Genomic DNA, 17911 nt, shown 5'->3' with positions numbered 1-17911 from the left:
GCTCCGGGGGCCTCAGGTGGCGACGGCTTCGGCCGCGCGGCGGTCGGCCGCGAAGGACATGGCGTGCTGGACGACGCCGATGAGGACTTCCTTGACCGACTCCCGTTCCCTGGCGTCGCACAGCACCACCGGTACGTCGTCGTCGAGGTCCAGGGCCCGGCGGACGTCGTCGGCGGGGTAGCGGGCGGCTCCCTCGAAGCAGTTGACGCCGACGACGAAGGGTATGGAGCGGCGCTCGAAGTAGTCGACGGCCGCGAAACAGTCCTCCAGCCGTCGGGTGTCCGCGAGCACCACCGCGCCGAGCGCCCCCTCGGACAGCTCGTCCCACATGAACCAGAAACGTTCCTGGCCTGGGGTGCCGAACAGGTAGAGCACCAGGTCCTCGCGGAGCGTGATCCGGCCGAAGTCCATGGCCACGGTGGTGGTGTGCTTGGTCTCCACGCCGCTGGTGTCGTCGACCGGGCGGCCCGCCTCGGTGAGCGTCTCCTCGGTGCGCAGCGGTTTGATCTCACTGACCGCGCCGACGAGGGTGGTCTTGCCCACGCCGAAGCCGCCGGCCACGAGGATCTTGAGCGTGACGGGTTCGACCGGTGGCTTGGCGCGCTCAGAACGCCCGAAGATCATCGATCTCTTCTCCTGCTTGATGGGGGTGGGGGGACGGCGGCCCGTAGCCTCCGCCGCCGGGGGTCTCGACGACCAGCACGTCACCGGGGCCGACCTCGGTGGTGTCGCTTCCGCCCAGGTCGGTGACCGTCCCGTCGGCGCGCTCCACCCGGTTCGCGCCGAGCGCGCCGGGTTCGCCGCCCGCCATGCCGTACGGGGGCACCCTGCGGTGCTGGGACAGCGTGGAGACGGTCATCGGCTCCAGGAACCGGATGCGACGCAAGGCGCCGTCGCCGCCGCGCGAGCGTCCGGCTCCGCCGCTGCCGCGCCGTACGGAGAACTCCTCCAGCCGCACGGGCAGGCGCCATTCGAGGATCTCGGGGTCGGTCAGCCGCGAGTTGGTCATGTGGGTCTGTACGACGCCGGCGCCGGGGAAGTCCGCGCCCGCTCCGGAACCGGAGGCGACGGTCTCGTAGTACTGGTGGCGGGCGTTGCCGAACGTCACGTTGTTCATCGTGCCGGAGCCCTCGGCCTGGACGCCGAGCGCGGCGTAGAGGGCGCCGGTGATGGCCTGGGAGGTCTCGACGTTGCCGGCGACGACGGCGGCCGGCGGTTCGGGCGCGAGCATGGACCCCTGGGGGACGACGATCTCCAGGGGGCGCAGACAGCCGTCGTTGAGGGGGATGTCGTCGTCCACGAGGGTGCGGAAGACGTAGAGGACGGCCGCGTTGACCACCGCGTAGGGGGCGTTGAAGTTGGTGGCCAGTTGGGGTGAGGTGCCGGTGAAGTCGACGGTCGCAGAGCGGTTTTCGCGGTCCACGCGCACGCGTACGCGGATGACGGCGCCGGAGTCGGTCTCGTAGGCGTACGCGCCGTCGTCGAGGGCGTCGATGACGCGGCGCACGGCTTCCTCGGCGTTGTCCTGGACGTGCCGCATGTAGGCCTGGACGACGTCGAGGCCGAAGTCCTCGATCATGCGGGCGACTTCTTCGACGCCCTTGTGGTTGGCGGCGATCTGGGCGCGCAGGTCGGCGAGGTTGGTGCGGGGGTTGCGGGAGGGGTGGGGCGCCTCCTCGGTGAGCAGGCGGAGCGTCTCCTCCTCGCGGAAGCGGCCGTTCTCGGCGAGCAGCCAGTTGTCGAAGAGGACGCCCTCCTCGTCGATGGTGCGGCTGTCGGCGGGCATGGAGCCGGGGGCGATGCCGCCGATCTCGGCGTGGTGGCCGCGGGAGGCGACGTAGAAGAGGATGCGTTCACTCTCCGTGTCGCCGTCGGTTCCGGTGCCGAAGACCGGCGTGATCACGGTGACATCGGGGAGGTGGGTGCCGCCGTGGTAGGGGTCGTTGACCGCGTAGGTGTCCCCCGGCCGCATCCGCGGGCCCCTGCGGCGGATGACCTCTTTCACGCTGGTGCCCATCGAGCCCAGGTGGACGGGGATGTGCGGGGCGTTGGCCACCAGGTTTCCGTCGGGGTCGAACAGGGCGCAGGAGAAGTCCAGGCGCTCCTTGATGTTGACGGACTGGGCCGTGGACTCCAGGCGGGCTCCCATCTGTTCGGCGATCGACATGAACAGGTTGTTGAAGACCTCAAGGAGAACGGGATCGGCTTTTGTGTCGGCGTGGGAACTCTGCGTAATCGCCGCCCGTTCCATGACCAGATGCCCGCCGTCGGTCGCGCAGGCTCGCCAGCCTTCGTCGACGACGGTCGTCGCACTGGGCTCGGTGATGATCGCGGGTCCGGTGACGGTCTCGCCGGGAGGCAGGTTCTCCCGGCGGTGCAGGGGTACGTCGCGCCAGGCGCCGCCGCTGGGGAGGCGGACGGTCTCCGGTGCGGCGGTGCGGCCTTCGTACGGGGCGAGGGCGGACAGATCGGGGGGTTCGGTGATGCCGGTGGCTTCCACGGAGAGGGCTTCGACGACGATCGGCCGGTCGAGGGTGAAGGAGTAGGTGGCGCGATGACGTTCTTCGAAGGCGTGCCTCATCGCGCCGGGTTCGGTCAGCTCGACGGTGAGGGTGGTGTCGGTGCCGTCGTAGCGCAGCTGGGCGCGGCGGGTGACGCGGATGCGGTCGTCGGGCACGTCCTCGGAGCGGAGTTCGGCACGCGCGGCGGCTTCCAGGTCGTCCGCCGTCTTTCGTACGCCGGGCATGGAGGCCGGTTCGAGGGGGGCCTCCACCGACTGCTCGCGCATGGCGGTGGTGTCGGCCAGGCCGATGCCGAGCGCGGACAGCACACCGGCCATGGGCGGTACGAGCACGGTGCGGATACCGAGCGCGTCGGCGACCATGCAGGCGTGCTGGCCTCCCGCACCACCGAAGGTGGTGAGGGCGTAGCGGGTGACGTCGTGGCCCTTTTGGACGGAGATCCGCTTGACGGCGTTGGCGATGTTGGTGACGGCGATGCGCAGGTAGCCCTCGGCGACCTGTTCGGGCGTGCGGTCGTCGCCGGTGCGCTCGCGGATCTCGCGCGCGAGCGCGGCGAAGCGGTCGCGGACCAGCGCGTCGTCGAGGGGCTGGTCGCCGTCGGGGCCGAACACCTTGGGGAAGTGGGCTGCCTGGATGCGGCCGAGCATGACGTTGGCGTCGGTGACGGCGAGCGGGCCGCCGCCCCGGTAGCAGGCGGGGCCCGGGTCCGCGCCCGCCGAGTCCGGCCCTACGCGGTAGCGGGAGCCGTCGAAGTGCAGCACGGATCCGCCGCCGGCCGCCACGGTGTGGATGTCCAGCATCGGGGCGCGCAGCCGCACTCCGGCGATCTGGGTGCTGAAGACGCGCTCGTACTCACCGGCGAAGTGGGAGACGTCGGTGGAGGTGCCGCCCATGTCGAAGCCGATGACCCGGTCGAAGCCGGCCTGCTGGGACATGCGGGCCATGCCGACGATGCCGCCCGCGGGGCCGGACAGGATCGCGTCCTTGCCGCGGAACTGACCTGCTTCGGTGAGGCCGCCGTTGGACTGCATGAACATCAGGCGGATGCCCGTGAGGGCGTCGGCGACCTGGGCGACGTAGCGTCGGAGCACGGGCGACAGGTAGGCGTCGACGACGGCCGTGTCACCGCGCGGGACGAGCTTCATCAGGGGGCTGACCTCACTGGAGAGCGAGATCTGCGGGAAGCCGATGCGGGCGGCCAGCTCGCCCACGGCCTGCTCGTGGGCGGGGTGCAGGTGGCTGTGCAGGCATACGACGGCGACCGCACGGAACCCGTCGTCGTAGGCCCCCTGGAGTGCGCTCGTGAGGGCGTCCAGGTCGGGGGCGCGCAGCAGGGTGCCGTCGGCCGCGAGGCGTTCGTCGACCTCGATGACGCGTTCGTAGAGCAGTTCGGGCAGTTCGATGCGGCGGGCGAAGATGTGCGGCCGGTTCTGGTAGGCGATGCGCAGGGCGTCGCGGAAGCCCTTGGTGATGACGAGGACGGTTCGCTCGCCCTTGCGTTCGAGGAGGGCGTTGGTGGCGACCGTGGTGCCCATGCGGACCGCCTCGACCGTCTCCTGCGAGCCGCCGAGCAGCTCGCGCACACCGGCAACCGCGGCGTCCGGGTAGCGCGCCGGATTGTCCGACAGCAGCTTGTGCGTGAGCAGGCGGCCGTCCGGGCGCCTGGCGACGATGTCCGTGAAGGTGCCGCCCCGGTCGACCCAGAACTGCCAGCCCGTCACGTCTTCACCTCGCTTCCGCACTGCTCACAGCGCCCGGAGGCCGTTGATCACGTCGCGCAGAATACTCTCGTCCGGCAGTTCGGCCGGGGGGACGGGGCGCGTCACATGGACGAGGTCCCTGTCGACGAGATCGCCGACAAGGACCCGTACCACTCCGATGGGCAGGTCCAGCTCGGCGGCGAGTTCCGCGACCGACTGCGGAGCCTTGCGGCACAGGTCGACGATGTCCGAGTGCTCCGGGGACAGCGTCGGGTCCGTTTCCGGGTCGCCAGCGTGGGGTTCGGTGACGACGACCGCGATCAGGTCGAGGCGGTGCTGGGCCGCGTGTCTGGTCCGGCCGCGCGTCATGGCGTACGGACGGACGACCGGTCCTGCCTCGTCGTCGAACCAGTGGCTTGTTGCCTGACCGTCTGCGCTCATGTCATCCCACTACCCGCCCGCGGGCAGATCGGTGCGCGGAGCGGTGCCCAGATGCACGCCGACCCGCTTGACGAGCAGGGTCATCTCGTAGGCGACCTGGCCGACGTCGGAGTCGGCGTCCGCCAGGACGGCGAGGCAGCTGCCGTCACCCGCGGCGGTGACGAACAGGAAGGCGTCGTCGAGTTCCACGACGGTCTGCCGGACGCTGCCCGCCTCGAAGTGGCGGCCCACGCCCTTGGCGAGGCTGTGGAAGCCGGAGGCGACGGCGGCCAGGTGCTCGCTGTCCTCACGGCTGAGGTCCTTGGAAACCCCGGTCGGCAGGCCGTCGCCGGACAGCACGACGGCCTTGCGGATGCTGGCGACGCGGTCGACCAGGTCGTCGAGGAGCCAGTTGAGCTCACCGGACTTGCTGGTCGGCGCGTGGTCGGTCGCCTTCGGTGCGGTCATCGACCGTCCCCCTTAGTCGTTCCTTGCGGTGCTGTGCCGCTGTGGGCGTCGTTGCCCGCGGCGTTCTCCTCGCGGCCGCGCTGCCAGCCGCGCTGGAGCGAGGCCATACGGCTGCGTACTTCGTCGGCGTCCCGGTCGGCGGGGTCCGCCCGCTCCTCGGTGCGGCGCTCCGGGTCCTGCCTGAGCTGGGGAGCCAGGTTGGCCTGGCGGACGCGCCTGGGCAGGGCCGAGATGCCGGCCGCGGCGGCGTCGCCGGTGCCGCTGTCGGTGCTCGTGCTCCAGGGCTCCTCGGTGGGACGGCTGGGTCCGGTGCCCCGACGGGGGGTGGCTGTGTCTCGCCGGCGTGTGGGCAGCGGGGCGAGGGCGTCCGAGGCCGGACGGTCGGGGACTGCGGGGCGTCCCGGGCTCGGCAGCGGGCCGAGGGCGCCGGTGGGACGTTCCCCGCCCGGCTCGGACCGGCCAGAGGTGGTGCGGCGCGGCTCGTCCGGGACCGGACGGTCCGCGGCGGTGAGGCGCTCGTCGTCCGGCTGCGTGCGGCGGGACCGCTGCTCGGTCACCGGACGGCCGTGGGAGCTGACCAGCTTCGGGGTGCGGCGGCGGGGCAGCGGCACAGGCGCGTCGGCGTCCTCGTCGGGGTCCGTGCGACCTGGCCCGTCGTGGGGGCCCGGGTAGGGCGTGAGGGAGCGGCCTTCCGTGTCGGCGTCCGCGCCCGTGAGCGAGCGGCGCGGACGGAAGAGTCCGCCGCGTTCGGTGTCCTCGTCGCCGAGGACGCCCGGGAAGTCCTCGACGGCGTCCAGATCGACGGGGGCCTCGAGTTCGACGGGCCCGTCGAGGAGGGACGCGGGCAGGCCGGGGACCTGGACGGGTACCTGGGAGAGGGCGGCCCTGCGGCTCACCGCCGGGTCGGGTTCCTTGGCCACCCGGGGGCGGTCGAGGCGGAAGCCGATGCCGTTGGTGTCGGGGACGTCGTCGGTCAGCAGGGCGTCGGGGATGAAGACGACGGCCGTGGTGCCGCCGTAGGGCGACGGCTGCAGCGCGACCCGCACGTTCTGGCGCTGGGCGAGCCGGCTGACGACGAACAGGCCGAGCCGGTCCGTGTCCGACAGCTCGAACTCAGGGGTCTCGGCCAGCCGCAGGTTGGCGTCCAGCAGGGCCTCGGCCGCCATGCCGAGGCCACGGTCGTGGATCTCCAGGGTGAAGCCGTTGGCGACGCGCTCGCCGACCACCTGGACGGCGGTGTGGGGCGGCGAGAACACCGTGGCGTTCTCCAGGAGCTCCGCCACCAGGTGGGTGAGGTCGGCGACCGCGGGGCCGGTGACGGCGGCGCGGGGCAGACGGCGTACCTCGATGCGTTCGTAGTCCTCGACCTCGGCGACGGCGGCGCGGACGATGTCCATCAGCTGGATGGGCTTGCGCCACTGCCGGGAGGGGGCGGCGCCGGAGAGGATCACCAGGCCCTCGGCGTGCCGGCGCATGCGGGTGGTGAGGTGGTCGAGGCGGAAGAGGTCGGCGAGTTCCTCGGTGTCCTCGGTCCTGCGTTCCATGGTGTCGAGGAGGGTGAGCTGCTTGTGCAGCAGGACCTGGCTGCGACGGGCGAGGTTGACGAAGACCTCGGAGACACCGGCCCGCAGTTCCGCCTGCTTGACGGCGGCTTCGACGGCGGCGCGCTGCAGGGTGTTGAGGGCCTGGCCGACCTCGCCGATCTCGTTGCGGTCGTACTCCAGGCGGGGGACCTCGGTCTCCACGTCGACCTGTTCACCGGCCGACAGGCGGCGCATCACGCTGGGCAGGCGGACGCCGGACGCCTCATGGGCCTCCATGCGCAGTTGCCGCAGGTCGCGGATGAGGGCGCGGCCGATGCGCACGGACACCACGAGGGAGACGAGCAGGGCGGCCAGGCCGAGGACGCCGGCGATGGCCACCTTGACGATGACTCCCGTGGCGATGGGGCTGATGCGGTCCTGGTAGCGGTTTCCGGCCTGGTCGTTGAGGGAGGCGAGCTCGTCGAGCACATTGCCGGCGGCGGTGTCCCAGCCGGTCATGGTGACGCCGCGCGGCTGTCCGTTCCGTGCCTTGACGGCGGCGTCCTCGGCCACACGCAGTGGAGCGGTGGCGGCGTTCTTCCAGAACCGGGTGTAGCGGTCCCGCTCCGACGTGGGCAGGAGGGGGAGGTTGAGGTCGTAGAGCAGGGTGCGCTGGGCGACGAGGTCGGAGATGTTCCTGGCCTCGTCGCGGGTGACGTTGCCGACGATGAGGGCGGAGCCGAGGAGCGCGTCCTCACGGGAGAGGAGTTCGCGGGCCCGGCTGAGGTTGACCAGGGCGCGGTACTGCTTGTCCATGTCCGCGTTGTCGAGGACCTGGAGGTCGGCGAGCAGTTCGTAGCAGGGGTCGACCAGGTGGTTGTAGAGCTCGAGGGCGTGGGCTCGGTCGACGGTGCCGTCCTCGACGCTCTGGCGCAGGGGTGCGATGCCGTCGAAGGCGTCCAGGACGGTGGTGAGGCGCTCGTCCGTGGCCGGGCCGACGGCGTCGAGCAGATCGGGGTCCCGGGCGTTCTTCCTGATCTCGGCGACGGCCCGGTCGGTGGCGACTCGGCTGCGGCGCAGCGCGGCGAGCGCGTCGGCGGCCCTGGGGTCGGCGAGGTAGGCGAGGCTCTGGCGGCGTTCCTCCTGCAGGACCCGCACGGTGTCCTCGGCCGGGTAGCCGATCTCCTCGACGACGGACGACCCGCTGAAGAGGCGGGCAGCCTCGCGTCCGGTGAGGACGGTGGCGAACGCCCAGATGGCGGTCAGGGAAAACAACGGCACGAGAAGCAGCGCCACGATCTTCCGGCGGATGGATTTCCCGCGAAAGCGCATGGCCTCCCCCAGCTCGGCCCCCACCGGCAGGGGGCACACATGTGCGTCAACAAACGGCGCGAGCCTACTACCGACGCACAAGGAACTCGAAGGGCCATCCGGAAGCCGAACTTCCGCACTGGCGGGGTGAGATGGCGCGTTGTCCGCCCATTGCGGGAGATTGCAACCCCGGTAGCCCACACGTCGGCGGGGGCCCGCGTGGCTGATACGAGAAGCCAATTGGCCGGAAATTTTCGGTTCTTGGGAATCTTCGAGGCACGCCGTTCGTCATTCTCTACGGGAGATGGGGGCGGAATCGGCCACAGGAGCCGCATCCCGCACCCTGGCGGCGTAAATAGGCGCAAGCCGGGCAGTCAATGGGGTGTCGGTCTTCGGACCGGGACGCAGGGTCTGCTGGCGGTGGGGAGTGACACGGTGATGGGCACGGCGGAGCGGAGCGGAGCACCCGCACAGGGCGCGGCGGCGCGGGTGGCAGTTCAGGGCGGCGCCGGGGCACCGGATCTCGACATTCCATCGGACACACGCAAGGTCACGCGCGGGCCCGACCCAGCCCCGGCCGCGGGCCGAGGTGCTTCGGCCGGCGAAGGCCCGGCGCGGACCGCCGACTCCGGCGCGGGCGCCCAGCGCCCCTACTACCGGCCCTTGTGGGTGGAGGAGCCCGCCAAGCGGCGCAGGCTGCCCGACCCCGTGCGTACGGCGGCGGTGCGGGCGGTACTGATCACCGCCGTGACGCTGATACAGGCCATGGTCGCGTTCCTGTGCACGCTGGCCGGGTCCTGGCTGGCGTTCCCCATGGTTCTGACCAGTGTGGCCAGCACGGTGGCGGCCACCTGGGGCGTACTCGACGTGTGGGTCACCCGCCAGGTCTGGAACCAGCGCCATGGCGTGGTGTCCACGCCCAGCAGCACCGCCCGTGCGCTGCGCAGGGAGCGGCGGCGGGTCCGTCGGCAGGCCCGGGCCACCGCGCGCGCCCAGGAGCGGATACGTCGGCCCGGCGGGGCCGGGTGGCTGTCCCACTCCTGAGCGAGGGCTCGCCAGGGAGTAGTGGCCTCCGCCGCGCCGCCGGGTAGCTGTCAAGACGCGGCAGTCACTGCCCGCTCCCCCGCCTCCGCCTCCGCCCGACCCAGCTCCCGCACAAGCTCCCGGCGGGCCCGCATGAACGGCCGTGGCCGGTCCACGGAGAGCACTGCGGTCGTGCGGCCGTCCCGTTCGTAGAGCGCGAGGAGGCCGTCGCTGCCTGGGGCGCCATCGGTGAGGCCGCCTTCGGCGATGCACACGGTGTCGTCCGGGTGTCGTCGTCCGGCGAACTGGATGCGGGCGCCGTACTGGTCGGACCAGAAGTACGGCAGGGACCGCAGGGTCTCGGCGGTGTGTCCGGCGAGAAGGTTCGCCACGGCGATCCGGGGCTGCTCGGTGGCCGAGGTCCAGTGTTCGGCACGGGATCCGCCGACGCGGGCGACGTCGCCGACGGCGACCACCTGGGGCAGCGTGGTCACGCAGCCGTCGTCGCACAGGACGCCGTCGCGCAGGGCCAGCGTCGAGCCCGCCAGCCAGCCGGTGTTGGGCGTGGCCCCGATGCCGACGATCACGACGTCGGCGTCGAGGAGGCGGCCGTCGGCGAGTTCGACTCCGATGACGGAGACGGTGCCGTGCAGACGGGCCACCCCGGTGCCGGTGAGCAGGTCCACGCCTCGACGGCGATGGAGTGCGGCGCAGACGGCGGCCATCTCGGCTCCGAGCTGGGGCACGAGGGGGAGGGATGCGGACTCGACGACGGTGACGGTGTGGCCGAGCGAGGCGCAGGACGAGGCGGTTTCGGCGCCGATGAAGCCGCCGCCGATGACGACGACCCTGCGGGGGCCGTGGGTGAGCTCCTCACGCAGGGCGAGGGCGTCGTCGAGGGTGCGCAGGGTGTGGACGCCGGCCAGGCTGTCGCCCGGCAGCCGGCGGGCCGAGGCGCCGGTGGCGATGACGACGCCGTCGGTCGACACGGTGCGGCCGTCGTCGAGCAGGACGGTGCGGCCGCGCGCGTCGAGCCCTCGGGCACGGGTGCCGAGGAACCAGTCGGCGTCGAGGCCGGCCGTCTCCTCGGCGTCGGTGAGGCCGAGCCGGGCCTCGTCGGCGAGGCCGGTGAGGAAGTCCTTGGACAGGGGCGGGCGATCGTAAGGGAGGTGGGGTTCGTCGCCGACGATCACCAGGCGTCCGTCGAAGCCCTGGGCGCGTAGTTCCCGGGCGGCGTAGAGGCCGGAGAGGGAGGCTCCGACGATGGTCACGGTTCTCATGCGCCGTGGCTCCTCTCAGCTGCGGGGCGGGGACCGGGTGCGGAGGTCGGCGCCGGCACGCAAGGCGTGGGCGGACAAGGCGAGGGCCGGCAAGGCGAGGGCGCGACGAGTGCGGGGGCGCAGAGCGCAGTCGCGCAGGGCACGGCGATCATGCGGCGGTGCCCTCCTGGGCGGTGAGGTGGACGTGGATGACGCCGTCGTCGACGGTGACGCGGTGGGTGCGCACGGGGCGGCGGGCCGGGAGACAGGTCGGTTCGCCGGTGCGCAGATCGAACGAGGCGGCATGCAGCGGGCATTCGACCAGGCAGCCCTCCAGCCAGCCCTCGGAGAGCGAGGCGTCCTGGTGGGTGCAGGTGTCGTCGATGGCGTAGAGCTCGCCGTCGGCGTGGAAGACGGCTATGGGCGGAGAGGTCTCGATGCGGACGGACTCGCCCTCGGGGAGGTCTTCGAGGCGGCAGACGGGAATCACGGGCCCCCCTCTCGGTCCGGGACATTGTGTCCGGGACCTGTGGTCCAGGCGGTTCAGGAAGTACGGACCGTCGTCGGTCCGTGGGGAAGCGGTGCGGGCGACGCGGGTGGCGCGCGGCGTCATCACATGCGGGCCACAGTGGTGTCCGAACCCTTACGGCGGCCGGACTCTTGGGTAACATGATGTTTCGTATGGCGCATGAGCGCGCGCTATGCGCAACAGAATCCGGGCGGGGCGACCGTCGCGTCAAGGGTTTCCCGCAGATGCGGCCCAAACAGGGCCGTCAGGTGGTGAGAGTTGAGCTATGGCCCGCACGCAGAAGCAGTCTGACGTCCCTGAGGAGCACGGCGAAAGCTCGCCGCGGCAGAGCGGCAGAGGCGCGGCGAGCGCCGTGCAGTCCGTGGACCGGGCGGTGAGCGTCCTGGAGATCCTCGCCCGGCACGGCGAGGCCGGCGTCACCGAGATCGCCGACGAGCTGGACGTACACAAGTCGACGGCATTCCGGCTGCTCGGCGTCCTGGAGAACCGCGGTCTGGTGGCCCAGGCCAAGGACCGCGGCAAGTACTACCTGGGGGCCGCGGTGCTGCGGCTCGCGGGCGCGGCGGCCGTGCGCCTGGACATCTCGCAGGAGGGCGTCCCGGTGTGCCGGGAACTCGCCGACGAGCTCGGCGAGACGGTCAACATCGCCGTCCTGGACGACGACGCGGCCGTCAACATCATGCAGGCCCGCGGCACCGCGTCGGTCACGGCCCAGAACTGGCTCGGCAGACGCACCCCGTTGCACGCGACCTCCAGCGGAAAGGTGCTGCTCGCCCACATGCCGCCGACCCTGCGCGAGGGCCTGCTGGCGAGGCCGTTGCCGCGGTTCACCGAGCGTACGATCACCGGTGCGTCGATGCTGCGGGGCGAGCTGGAGGCCGTGATCGAGCAGGGCTACGGGGTGACCATCGAGGAACTGGAGCTGGGACTGGCGGCTGTCGCGGCTCCCGTACGGGCCCATGACGGCAAGGTCATCGCGGCCATCAGCGTCTCGGGGCCGGTGTACCGGCTCAACGCGGACCGCCTGCCCGAGCTGGCGAAACGGACCGTGGCGGCGGGGTCCGAGCTGTCCCGCCGTATGGGCTACGGCTTCTGACGCACCGCCCGCCTCCTGGCGACGCCCCCCTGACCCGCTGAGGGCGCATCCCCCGCCGCCCGGTGCCATCCACTCATCACCGTGGGTGCACCGCCCGCCCACCTGGCGCCGCCCCTCACCACAGAGGGCCCAGCGCCCGCCCCCTCACCACAGAGGGCACCTAGCCCCGCCTCTCACCACCGAGGCCACAACAACACACCACCGCACCCCCTTCACCAGCGGGGGGGGGGGGGGGGGGGGGGGGGGGCCCGGCCCCGGGGGGGGGGGGGGGGGGGGGGGGGGGGGGGGGGGGGGGGGGGGGGGGGGTGGGGCCCCGGGGGGGGGCGCCCCGCCGGCCACCCCCCCCCCCCCCCCCCCCCCCCCCCCACCCCCCCCCCCCCCCCCCCCCCCCCCCCGGGGGGGGGGGCCCGGCCCCCCCCGGCCCCCCCGCCGCTGTGTGTCCGACGGGTTTCGTTCGGCGGGCTGCTTTTGCCAAGGGTTAACGCGCGCCTCTTGACGGCTCCCTGACGGCGTTCTCAGTATGTTCCCCATCGCGCAACCCATAGTGCAGTGCGCAACAACCGAGGAGCGTGCCGTGCCACACGAGGTCCGTGCCGTAGTCGCTGTGAAGAAGGGCGCACCCGTCGAGGTGCAGACGATCGTCGTCCCCGATCCGGGGCCCGGAGAGGCCCTCGTCACCGTGCAGGCCTGCGGGGTCTGCCACACGGACCTGCACTACCGGGAGGGCGCGATCAACGACGACTTCCCGTTCCTGCTGGGCCATGAGGCCGCCGGCACGATCGAGGCGGTCGGCGAGGGAGTCACCGACCTCGCGCCGGGGGACTACGTGGTGCTCGCCTGGCGTGCCCCGTGCGGCAGTTGTCGCTCGTGTCGCCGCGGCCGCCCCTGGTACTGCTTCGACTCCCGCAACGCCACCCAGCCCATGACGCTGCTGGACGGCACACCGCTGTCCAACGCTCTCGGCATCGGCGCCTTCGCCGAGAAGACGCTGGTGGCGGCGGGCCAGGCGGTGAAGATCGACCCGGCCGCACGCCCCGAGGCCGCGGGCCTGATCGGCTGCGGAGTGATGGCCGGCTACGGCGCCGCCGTGAACACCGGCCAGGTCGGCCGCGGCGACTCGGTCGCGGTGATCGGCTGCGGCGGGGTCGGCAACGCGGCCATCGCGGGTGCCTGTCTCAACGGCGCCATGAAGGTCATCGCCGTCGACATCGACGACAAGAAGCTGGACCAGGCCGAGAAGTTCGGGGCCACCCACACCGTCAACTCCCGCGGCACCGACCCCATCGAGGCCGTGCGCGCGCTCACCGACGGCCACGGCGTGGACATCGCGATCGACGCGGTCGGCCGCCCGGAGACCTTCAAGCAGGCCTTCTACATGCGGGACCACGCGGGCCTGCTGGTCCAGGTCGGCGTGCCCTCGCCGGAGATGAAGATCGAACTGCCGCTGATCGACGTGTTCTCGCGCGGCGGCGCCATCAAGTCGTCCTGGTACGGCGACTGTCTGCCGAGCCGCGACTTCCCGTTCCTCATCGACCAGTACCTGTACGGGCTGCTTGACCTCAACGCGTTCGTGACCGAGACGATCGCCCTCGACCAGGTGGAGGAGGCGTTCGCCAAGATGCACCGCGGAGAGGTGCTGCGCTCGGTGGTGGTCCTGTGACCGACCCCGCGGCCGATCCCGGCCGAGCCCCCACCGCAGACCACACCCCCGCTGCAGCCCCCGCAGAAGTCCCCACAAAAGGACCCGCCCGCATCGAACACATCGTCACCAACGGCACCTTCACCCTCGACGGCGACACCTTCGACGTCGAGAACAACGTGTGGCTCGTCGGCGACGACAAGGACGTGCTGGTCGTCGACGCCGCCCATGACGCCCGTACGATCGCCGCGGCCGTCGCCGGACGCCGCGTCACCGCCATCGTCTGCACCCACGCCCACGACGACCACATAGGCGCGGCGCACGAGCTGTCCGTCCTCACCGGCGCGCCCGTCCTGCTGCACCCCGACGACGCGGAGCTGTGGTCGCTGACGCACCCCGCGCGCAAACCCGACGGGGAGCTGACCGACGGCCGCGTCCTCACCGTCGCGGGCACCGCACTCCATGTCGTCCACACGCCCGGCCACACCTGGGGCAGCTGCTGTCTGTACGCCCCCGCCCTCAAAGCCGTGTTCACCGGCGACACCCTCTTCCACGGCGGCCCCGGCGCCACCGGCCGCTCCTACTCCGACCGCCCGACCATCGAGGCGTCGATCCGCGACCGGCTGCTCACCCTGCCCGGCGACACGGTCGTCCACACCGGGCACGGCCCGGACACCACGATCGCCGCGGAGCGGTCCCACCTGCCCAACCCATGAGCGCCGCGGAGCGGTCCCACCTGCCCAACCCATGAGCGCCTGAGCAACCCTGAGCACCTCCCGAGCGCGATCATCCCCACCCCCGGCAAGGAGGGGCATGTCCCACACCCGTGAAAACCCCCGCGTGGTCGTCATCGGCGCCGGCATCGTCGGCTGCTCCCTCGCCGACGAACTCACCGCACGCGGCTGGACGGATGTCACCGTCCTCGAACAGGGCCCCCTGCCCGCCCCAGGCGGCTCCACCTCGCACGCACCGGGCCTGGTCTTCCGGACGAGCCCCTCCAAGACCCTCGCCGAGTTCGCCAAGTACACGGTCGAGAAGTTCAGCTCCCTCCAGGTCGACGGCGTCCCCTGCTTCGACCCGGTCGGCGGACTGGAGCTCGCCACCACACCCGAGCGCCTCGCGGAGCTGCACCGCAGGGCCGGTTACGCGGCCTCCTGGGGCATCCGGGGCGAGATCGTCGGCCCCGCCCGCTGCAAGGAACTGTGGCCACTGATCGACGAGTCGATCGTCCTCGGCGGCTTCCACACCCCCGACGACGGCCTCGCCCGCGCCCTCCTCGCCGCCCGCGCCCAGATGGAGCGGGCGATCACACGCGGCGCGCGGTTCCTCGACCGCCACACCGTCACCGGCATCGAACGGCAGCACGGCCGCGTGACCGGCGTGGTCACCGACCGGGGCATCTTCCCCGCCGACCACGTCGTCTCCGCGGCCGGTTTCTGGGGGCCGGTCATCGGCCGGATGGCCGGAGTGGACGTCCCGCTGCAACCACTCGCACACCAGTACGCGAGGACGCGCCCGCTCCCGGAGCTGAGCGGCGCCACCGCGGAGGCCACGCGCCCGATCCTGCGCTTCCAGGACCGCGACCTCTACTTCCGCGAGCACACCGACCGCATCGGCATCGGCTCCTACGCGCACCGGCCGCTGCCCGTCGACCCGTTCGCGGTGCTGCCGTACGACGAGGCCCGCGCCCGGGACATGGACATGCCGTCCTCGTATCCCTTCACCGAGGAGGACTGGGCGCCGAGCTGGGAGGACTGCCGCGCTCTGCTGCCTGCTCTGCGCGCGAGCGAGATCGAGGAGGGCTTCAACGGCGTCTTCTCCTTCACCCCCGACGGCATGCCGGTGCTCGGCGAGGCCCGGGAGCTGCGGGGCTTCTGGCTGGCCGAGGCGGTCTGGGTCACCCACTCCGCCGGCGTGGCGAAGGCCGTCGCCGAGTGGATGGTGAACGGCCGGCCGTCGCTCGACCTGCACGAGTGCGATCACACGCGTTTCGAGGAAGCGCAGCGTTCACCGTCGTACGTCCGTGAACGCGGTTCACAGCAGTTCGTCGAGGTGTACGACGTCATCCACCCGCTCCAGCCGATGGAGCAGCCGCGCCCGCTGCGGGTCAGCCCCTTCTACGCCCGTCAGCAGCAGCTCGGCGCCTACTTCCTGGAGGGCGGCGGCTGGGAACGCCCGCACTGGTACGAGGCCAACGCCCCGCTCGTCGACGCGCTCGGCCCCCTCCCCGAGCGGGACGCCTGGTCGGCGCGCCACTGGTCCCCGATCGCGGCGGCCGAGGCCAAGGCCACCCGCGAGAGGGTGGCCCTGTACGACATGACGCCGCTGCGCCGTCTGGAGGTCACCGGCCCCGGAGCCCTGGACTTCCTCGACCGTATGACCACCAACAACCTCCGCAAGAAGCCCGGCGCCGTCACCTACACCCTGCTGCTCGACGACTCCGGCGGCATCCGCTCCGACCTGACCGTCGCCCGCCTCGCGCCCGACCGCTTCCAGGTGGGCGCCAACTCCCCCGCCGACCTCGACTGGCTCACCCGGCACGCCCCCGACGACGTACAGATCAGGGACATCACCTCCGGCACCTGCTGTATCGGCGTCTGGGGCCCCGCCGCCCGCGCTCTCGTCCAGCCGCTCACCCGCGACGACTTCTCCCACGAGGGCTTCGGCTACTTCCGCGCAAAGCAGACCCATCTCGGGCATGTCCCGGTCACCGCCATGCGCCTGTCGTACGTCGGTGAGCTGGGCTGGGAGCTGTACACCAGCGCCGACCTGGGCCTGCGCCTGTGGGACACGCTGTGGGAGGCGGGCCAGGAGCTCGGGGTGATCGCGGCGGGCCGCTCGGCGTTCAACTCGCTGCGCCTGGAGAAGGGGTACCGCGCCTGGGGCACCGACATGACCGACGAGCACAGCCCGTACGAGGCGGGCGTCGGCTTCGCGGTGCGCCTGGACAAGGAGTTCACCGGCCGCGGCGCCCTCTCCCCGGACATCACCCGCAGACTCACCCCGCTCCTGCTCGACGACCCCGCCGCGGTGGTGCTCGGCAAGGAACCCGTCTACGTCGACGGCGCCCCGGCCGGATACGTCACCAGCGCGTCGTACGGCTACACCCTCGGCCGCTGTGTCGCGTACGCCTGGCTGCCGGCCGACCTGGCCACGGGGACGGGCGTGCACATCGAGTACTTCGGCGAGAAGGTCCCCGCGACCGTGGCCGAGGAACCCCTCTTCGACCCGAAGATGACTCGGATCCGCCGCTAGGAGGCTGGCATGTCCCCCAGTTACGACGTGATCGTCATCGGCCTCGGCGGCATGGGCAGCGCCGCCGCCCACCATCTGTCCGCGCGCGGCGCGCGCGTCCTCGGCCTGGAGAAGTTCGGCCCGGTCCACAACCGCGGCTCCAGCCACGGCGGTTCGCGGATCACCCGGCAGTCGTACTTCGAGGACCCGGCGTACGTTCCGCTGCTGCTGCGCGCCTACGAGCTGTACGACGACCTGGAGCGGGCCACCGGGCGTGACATCGCGACCCTGTGCGGCGGAGTGATGGTCGGACCTCCCGACTCGCGCACGGTGTCGGGCTCGCTGCGTTCGGCGCGGGAGTGGGCCCTGCCGCACGAGCTGCTGGACGCCAAGGAGATTCGGCGGCGCTTCCCGACCCTGAGTCCGAAGGACGACGAAGTCGCCCTCTACGAGCGCAAGGCCGGGTTCCTGCGGCCCGAGAACACCGTCGCCGCCCACCTCCAGCTGGCCGGCCGGCACGGCGCCGAGCTGCACTTCGAGGAGCCCATGACCCGGTGGGAGCCGTACCGGGACGGGGTGCGGGTGCACACCGCCGAGAACTCCTACACCGCCGGGCAGTTGGTGATCTGCCCGGGCGCGTGGGCGCCGCAGCTGCTGACCGACCTGGGTGTGCCGTTCAGCATCGAGCGGCAGGTCATGTACTGGTTCCAGCCCTCCGGCGGCACCGAGCCGTTCGTCCCCGAGCGGCACCCGGTCTACATCTGGGAGGACGCGGCCGGTGTCCAGGTGTACGGCTTCCCCGCCCTCGACGGGCCCGACCTGGGCGCCAAGGTCGCCTTCTTCCGCAAGGGGAACGCCACCACACCGGAGACCATCGACCGGACGGTCCACGAGGACGAGATCAAGGCCATGGCGGACCACATGTCCGGCTGCATCCCGGACCTGCCGGGCTCCTTCCTCAAGGCCGCGACCTGCATGTACTCCAACACACCCGACGAGCACTTCGTCATCGCGCGCCATCCGGCGCACCCCGGCTCGGTGACCGTGGCCTGCGGTTTCTCCGGGCACGGCTTCAAGTTCGTGCCGGTCGTCGGGGAGATCCTCGCCGACCTGGCCCTCAACGGCAGCACCGCGCACCCGATCGGCCTGTTCGACCCCGCCCGCCTCGCCGCCGCGCCCGCCTGAGG

Annotated in this window: 13 protein-coding genes; 6 read left to right on the top strand and 7 right to left on the bottom strand. The window is 72.0% G+C overall.

Translation table 11 applies throughout. The features are described 5' to 3' along the window. Window positions 1–12 precede the first annotated feature (12 nt). From ACIQ6Y_RS29480 to ACIQ6Y_RS29460, 5 genes are read right to left on the bottom strand one after another with little or no spacing between them, the layout of a single operon-like run. Window positions 13–624, bottom strand: coding sequence for a GTP-binding protein (locus tag ACIQ6Y_RS29480; RefSeq protein ID WP_404043325.1), 612 nt, complete (start codon window positions 622–624; stop codon window positions 13–15). After that, a complete protein-coding gene (locus tag ACIQ6Y_RS29475; RefSeq protein WP_404043323.1) occupies window positions 605–4243 on the bottom strand; it encodes a hydantoinase B/oxoprolinase family protein in 3639 nt (1212 codons plus the stop codon). The genes ACIQ6Y_RS29480 and ACIQ6Y_RS29475 overlap by 20 nt, the downstream gene beginning before the upstream one ends. A gap of 24 nt (window positions 4244–4267) precedes the next feature. Then, a complete protein-coding gene (locus ACIQ6Y_RS29470; RefSeq protein WP_404043321.1) occupies window positions 4268–4663 on the bottom strand; it encodes a DUF742 domain-containing protein in 396 nt (131 codons plus the stop codon). A gap of 9 nt (window positions 4664–4672) precedes the next feature. Then, window positions 4673–5110 carry a roadblock/LC7 domain-containing protein gene (locus tag ACIQ6Y_RS29465; protein ID WP_404043319.1) on the bottom strand — a complete coding sequence of 146 codons (438 nt, stop codon included), beginning with the start codon at window positions 5108–5110 and terminating at the stop codon, window positions 4673–4675. After that, window positions 5107–7965: a nitrate- and nitrite sensing domain-containing protein gene (locus ACIQ6Y_RS29460; protein ID WP_404043317.1), complete on the bottom strand. Its 2859-nt coding sequence runs from the start codon at window positions 7963–7965 to the stop codon at window positions 5107–5109. The genes ACIQ6Y_RS29465 and ACIQ6Y_RS29460 overlap by 4 nt, the downstream gene beginning before the upstream one ends. 417 nt (window positions 7966–8382) lie before the next feature. Here ACIQ6Y_RS29460 and ACIQ6Y_RS29455 point away from each other — a divergent pair, with 417 nt between their 5' ends. Then, window positions 8383–8988 (top strand): hypothetical protein, encoded by a 606-nt coding sequence (locus ACIQ6Y_RS29455; RefSeq protein ID WP_404043315.1) that lies wholly within the window; start codon window positions 8383–8385, stop codon window positions 8986–8988. A 50-nt stretch (window positions 8989–9038) separates the two neighbouring features. On the opposite strand, the gene ACIQ6Y_RS29450 is transcribed toward ACIQ6Y_RS29455, so the two are convergent. Next, window positions 9039–10247, bottom strand: coding sequence for an NAD(P)/FAD-dependent oxidoreductase (locus tag ACIQ6Y_RS29450; protein ID WP_404043313.1), 1209 nt, complete (start codon window positions 10245–10247; stop codon window positions 9039–9041). 148 nt (window positions 10248–10395) lie between these two features. Then, complete coding sequence (locus ACIQ6Y_RS29445; protein WP_404043311.1) at window positions 10396–10716, bottom strand: bifunctional 3-phenylpropionate/cinnamic acid dioxygenase ferredoxin subunit; 321 nt, start codon at window positions 10714–10716, stop codon at window positions 10396–10398. Between the two features lie 304 nt (window positions 10717–11020). Between ACIQ6Y_RS29445 and ACIQ6Y_RS29440 the strand changes: the two genes are divergently transcribed. The 5 genes from ACIQ6Y_RS29440 (at window position 11021) to solA (ending at window position 17909) form a co-directional block, all read left to right on the top strand. Then, window positions 11021–11851 carry an IclR family transcriptional regulator gene (locus tag ACIQ6Y_RS29440; protein ID WP_404043309.1) on the top strand — a complete coding sequence of 277 codons (831 nt, stop codon included), beginning with the start codon at window positions 11021–11023 and terminating at the stop codon, window positions 11849–11851. A 574-nt stretch (window positions 11852–12425) separates the two neighbouring features. Beyond that, window positions 12426–13511 carry an S-(hydroxymethyl)mycothiol dehydrogenase gene (locus tag ACIQ6Y_RS29435; RefSeq protein WP_404043307.1) on the top strand — a complete coding sequence of 362 codons (1086 nt, stop codon included), beginning with the start codon at window positions 12426–12428 and terminating at the stop codon, window positions 13509–13511. Window positions 13512–13603: 92 nt separating this feature from the next. Further along, window positions 13604–14206 (top strand): MBL fold metallo-hydrolase, encoded by a 603-nt coding sequence (locus ACIQ6Y_RS29430; RefSeq protein WP_404043386.1) that lies wholly within the window; start codon window positions 13604–13606, stop codon window positions 14204–14206. A gap of 97 nt (window positions 14207–14303) precedes the next feature. Then, window positions 14304–16745: an FAD-dependent oxidoreductase gene (locus ACIQ6Y_RS29425; RefSeq protein WP_404043305.1), complete on the top strand. Its 2442-nt coding sequence runs from the start codon at window positions 14304–14306 to the stop codon at window positions 16743–16745. 9 nt (window positions 16746–16754) lie between these two features. After that, window positions 16755–17909, top strand: coding sequence for an N-methyl-L-tryptophan oxidase (gene solA, locus ACIQ6Y_RS29420; protein ID WP_404043303.1), 1155 nt, complete (start codon window positions 16755–16757; stop codon window positions 17907–17909). Window positions 17910–17911 lie beyond the last annotated feature (2 nt).

Source organism: Streptomyces sp. NPDC096205 (genome assembly GCF_044763135.1).
Classification (GTDB): Bacteria; Actinomycetota; Actinomycetes; order Streptomycetales; family Streptomycetaceae; genus Streptomyces.
This window is presented reverse-complemented; position numbering and strand designations above follow the sequence as displayed.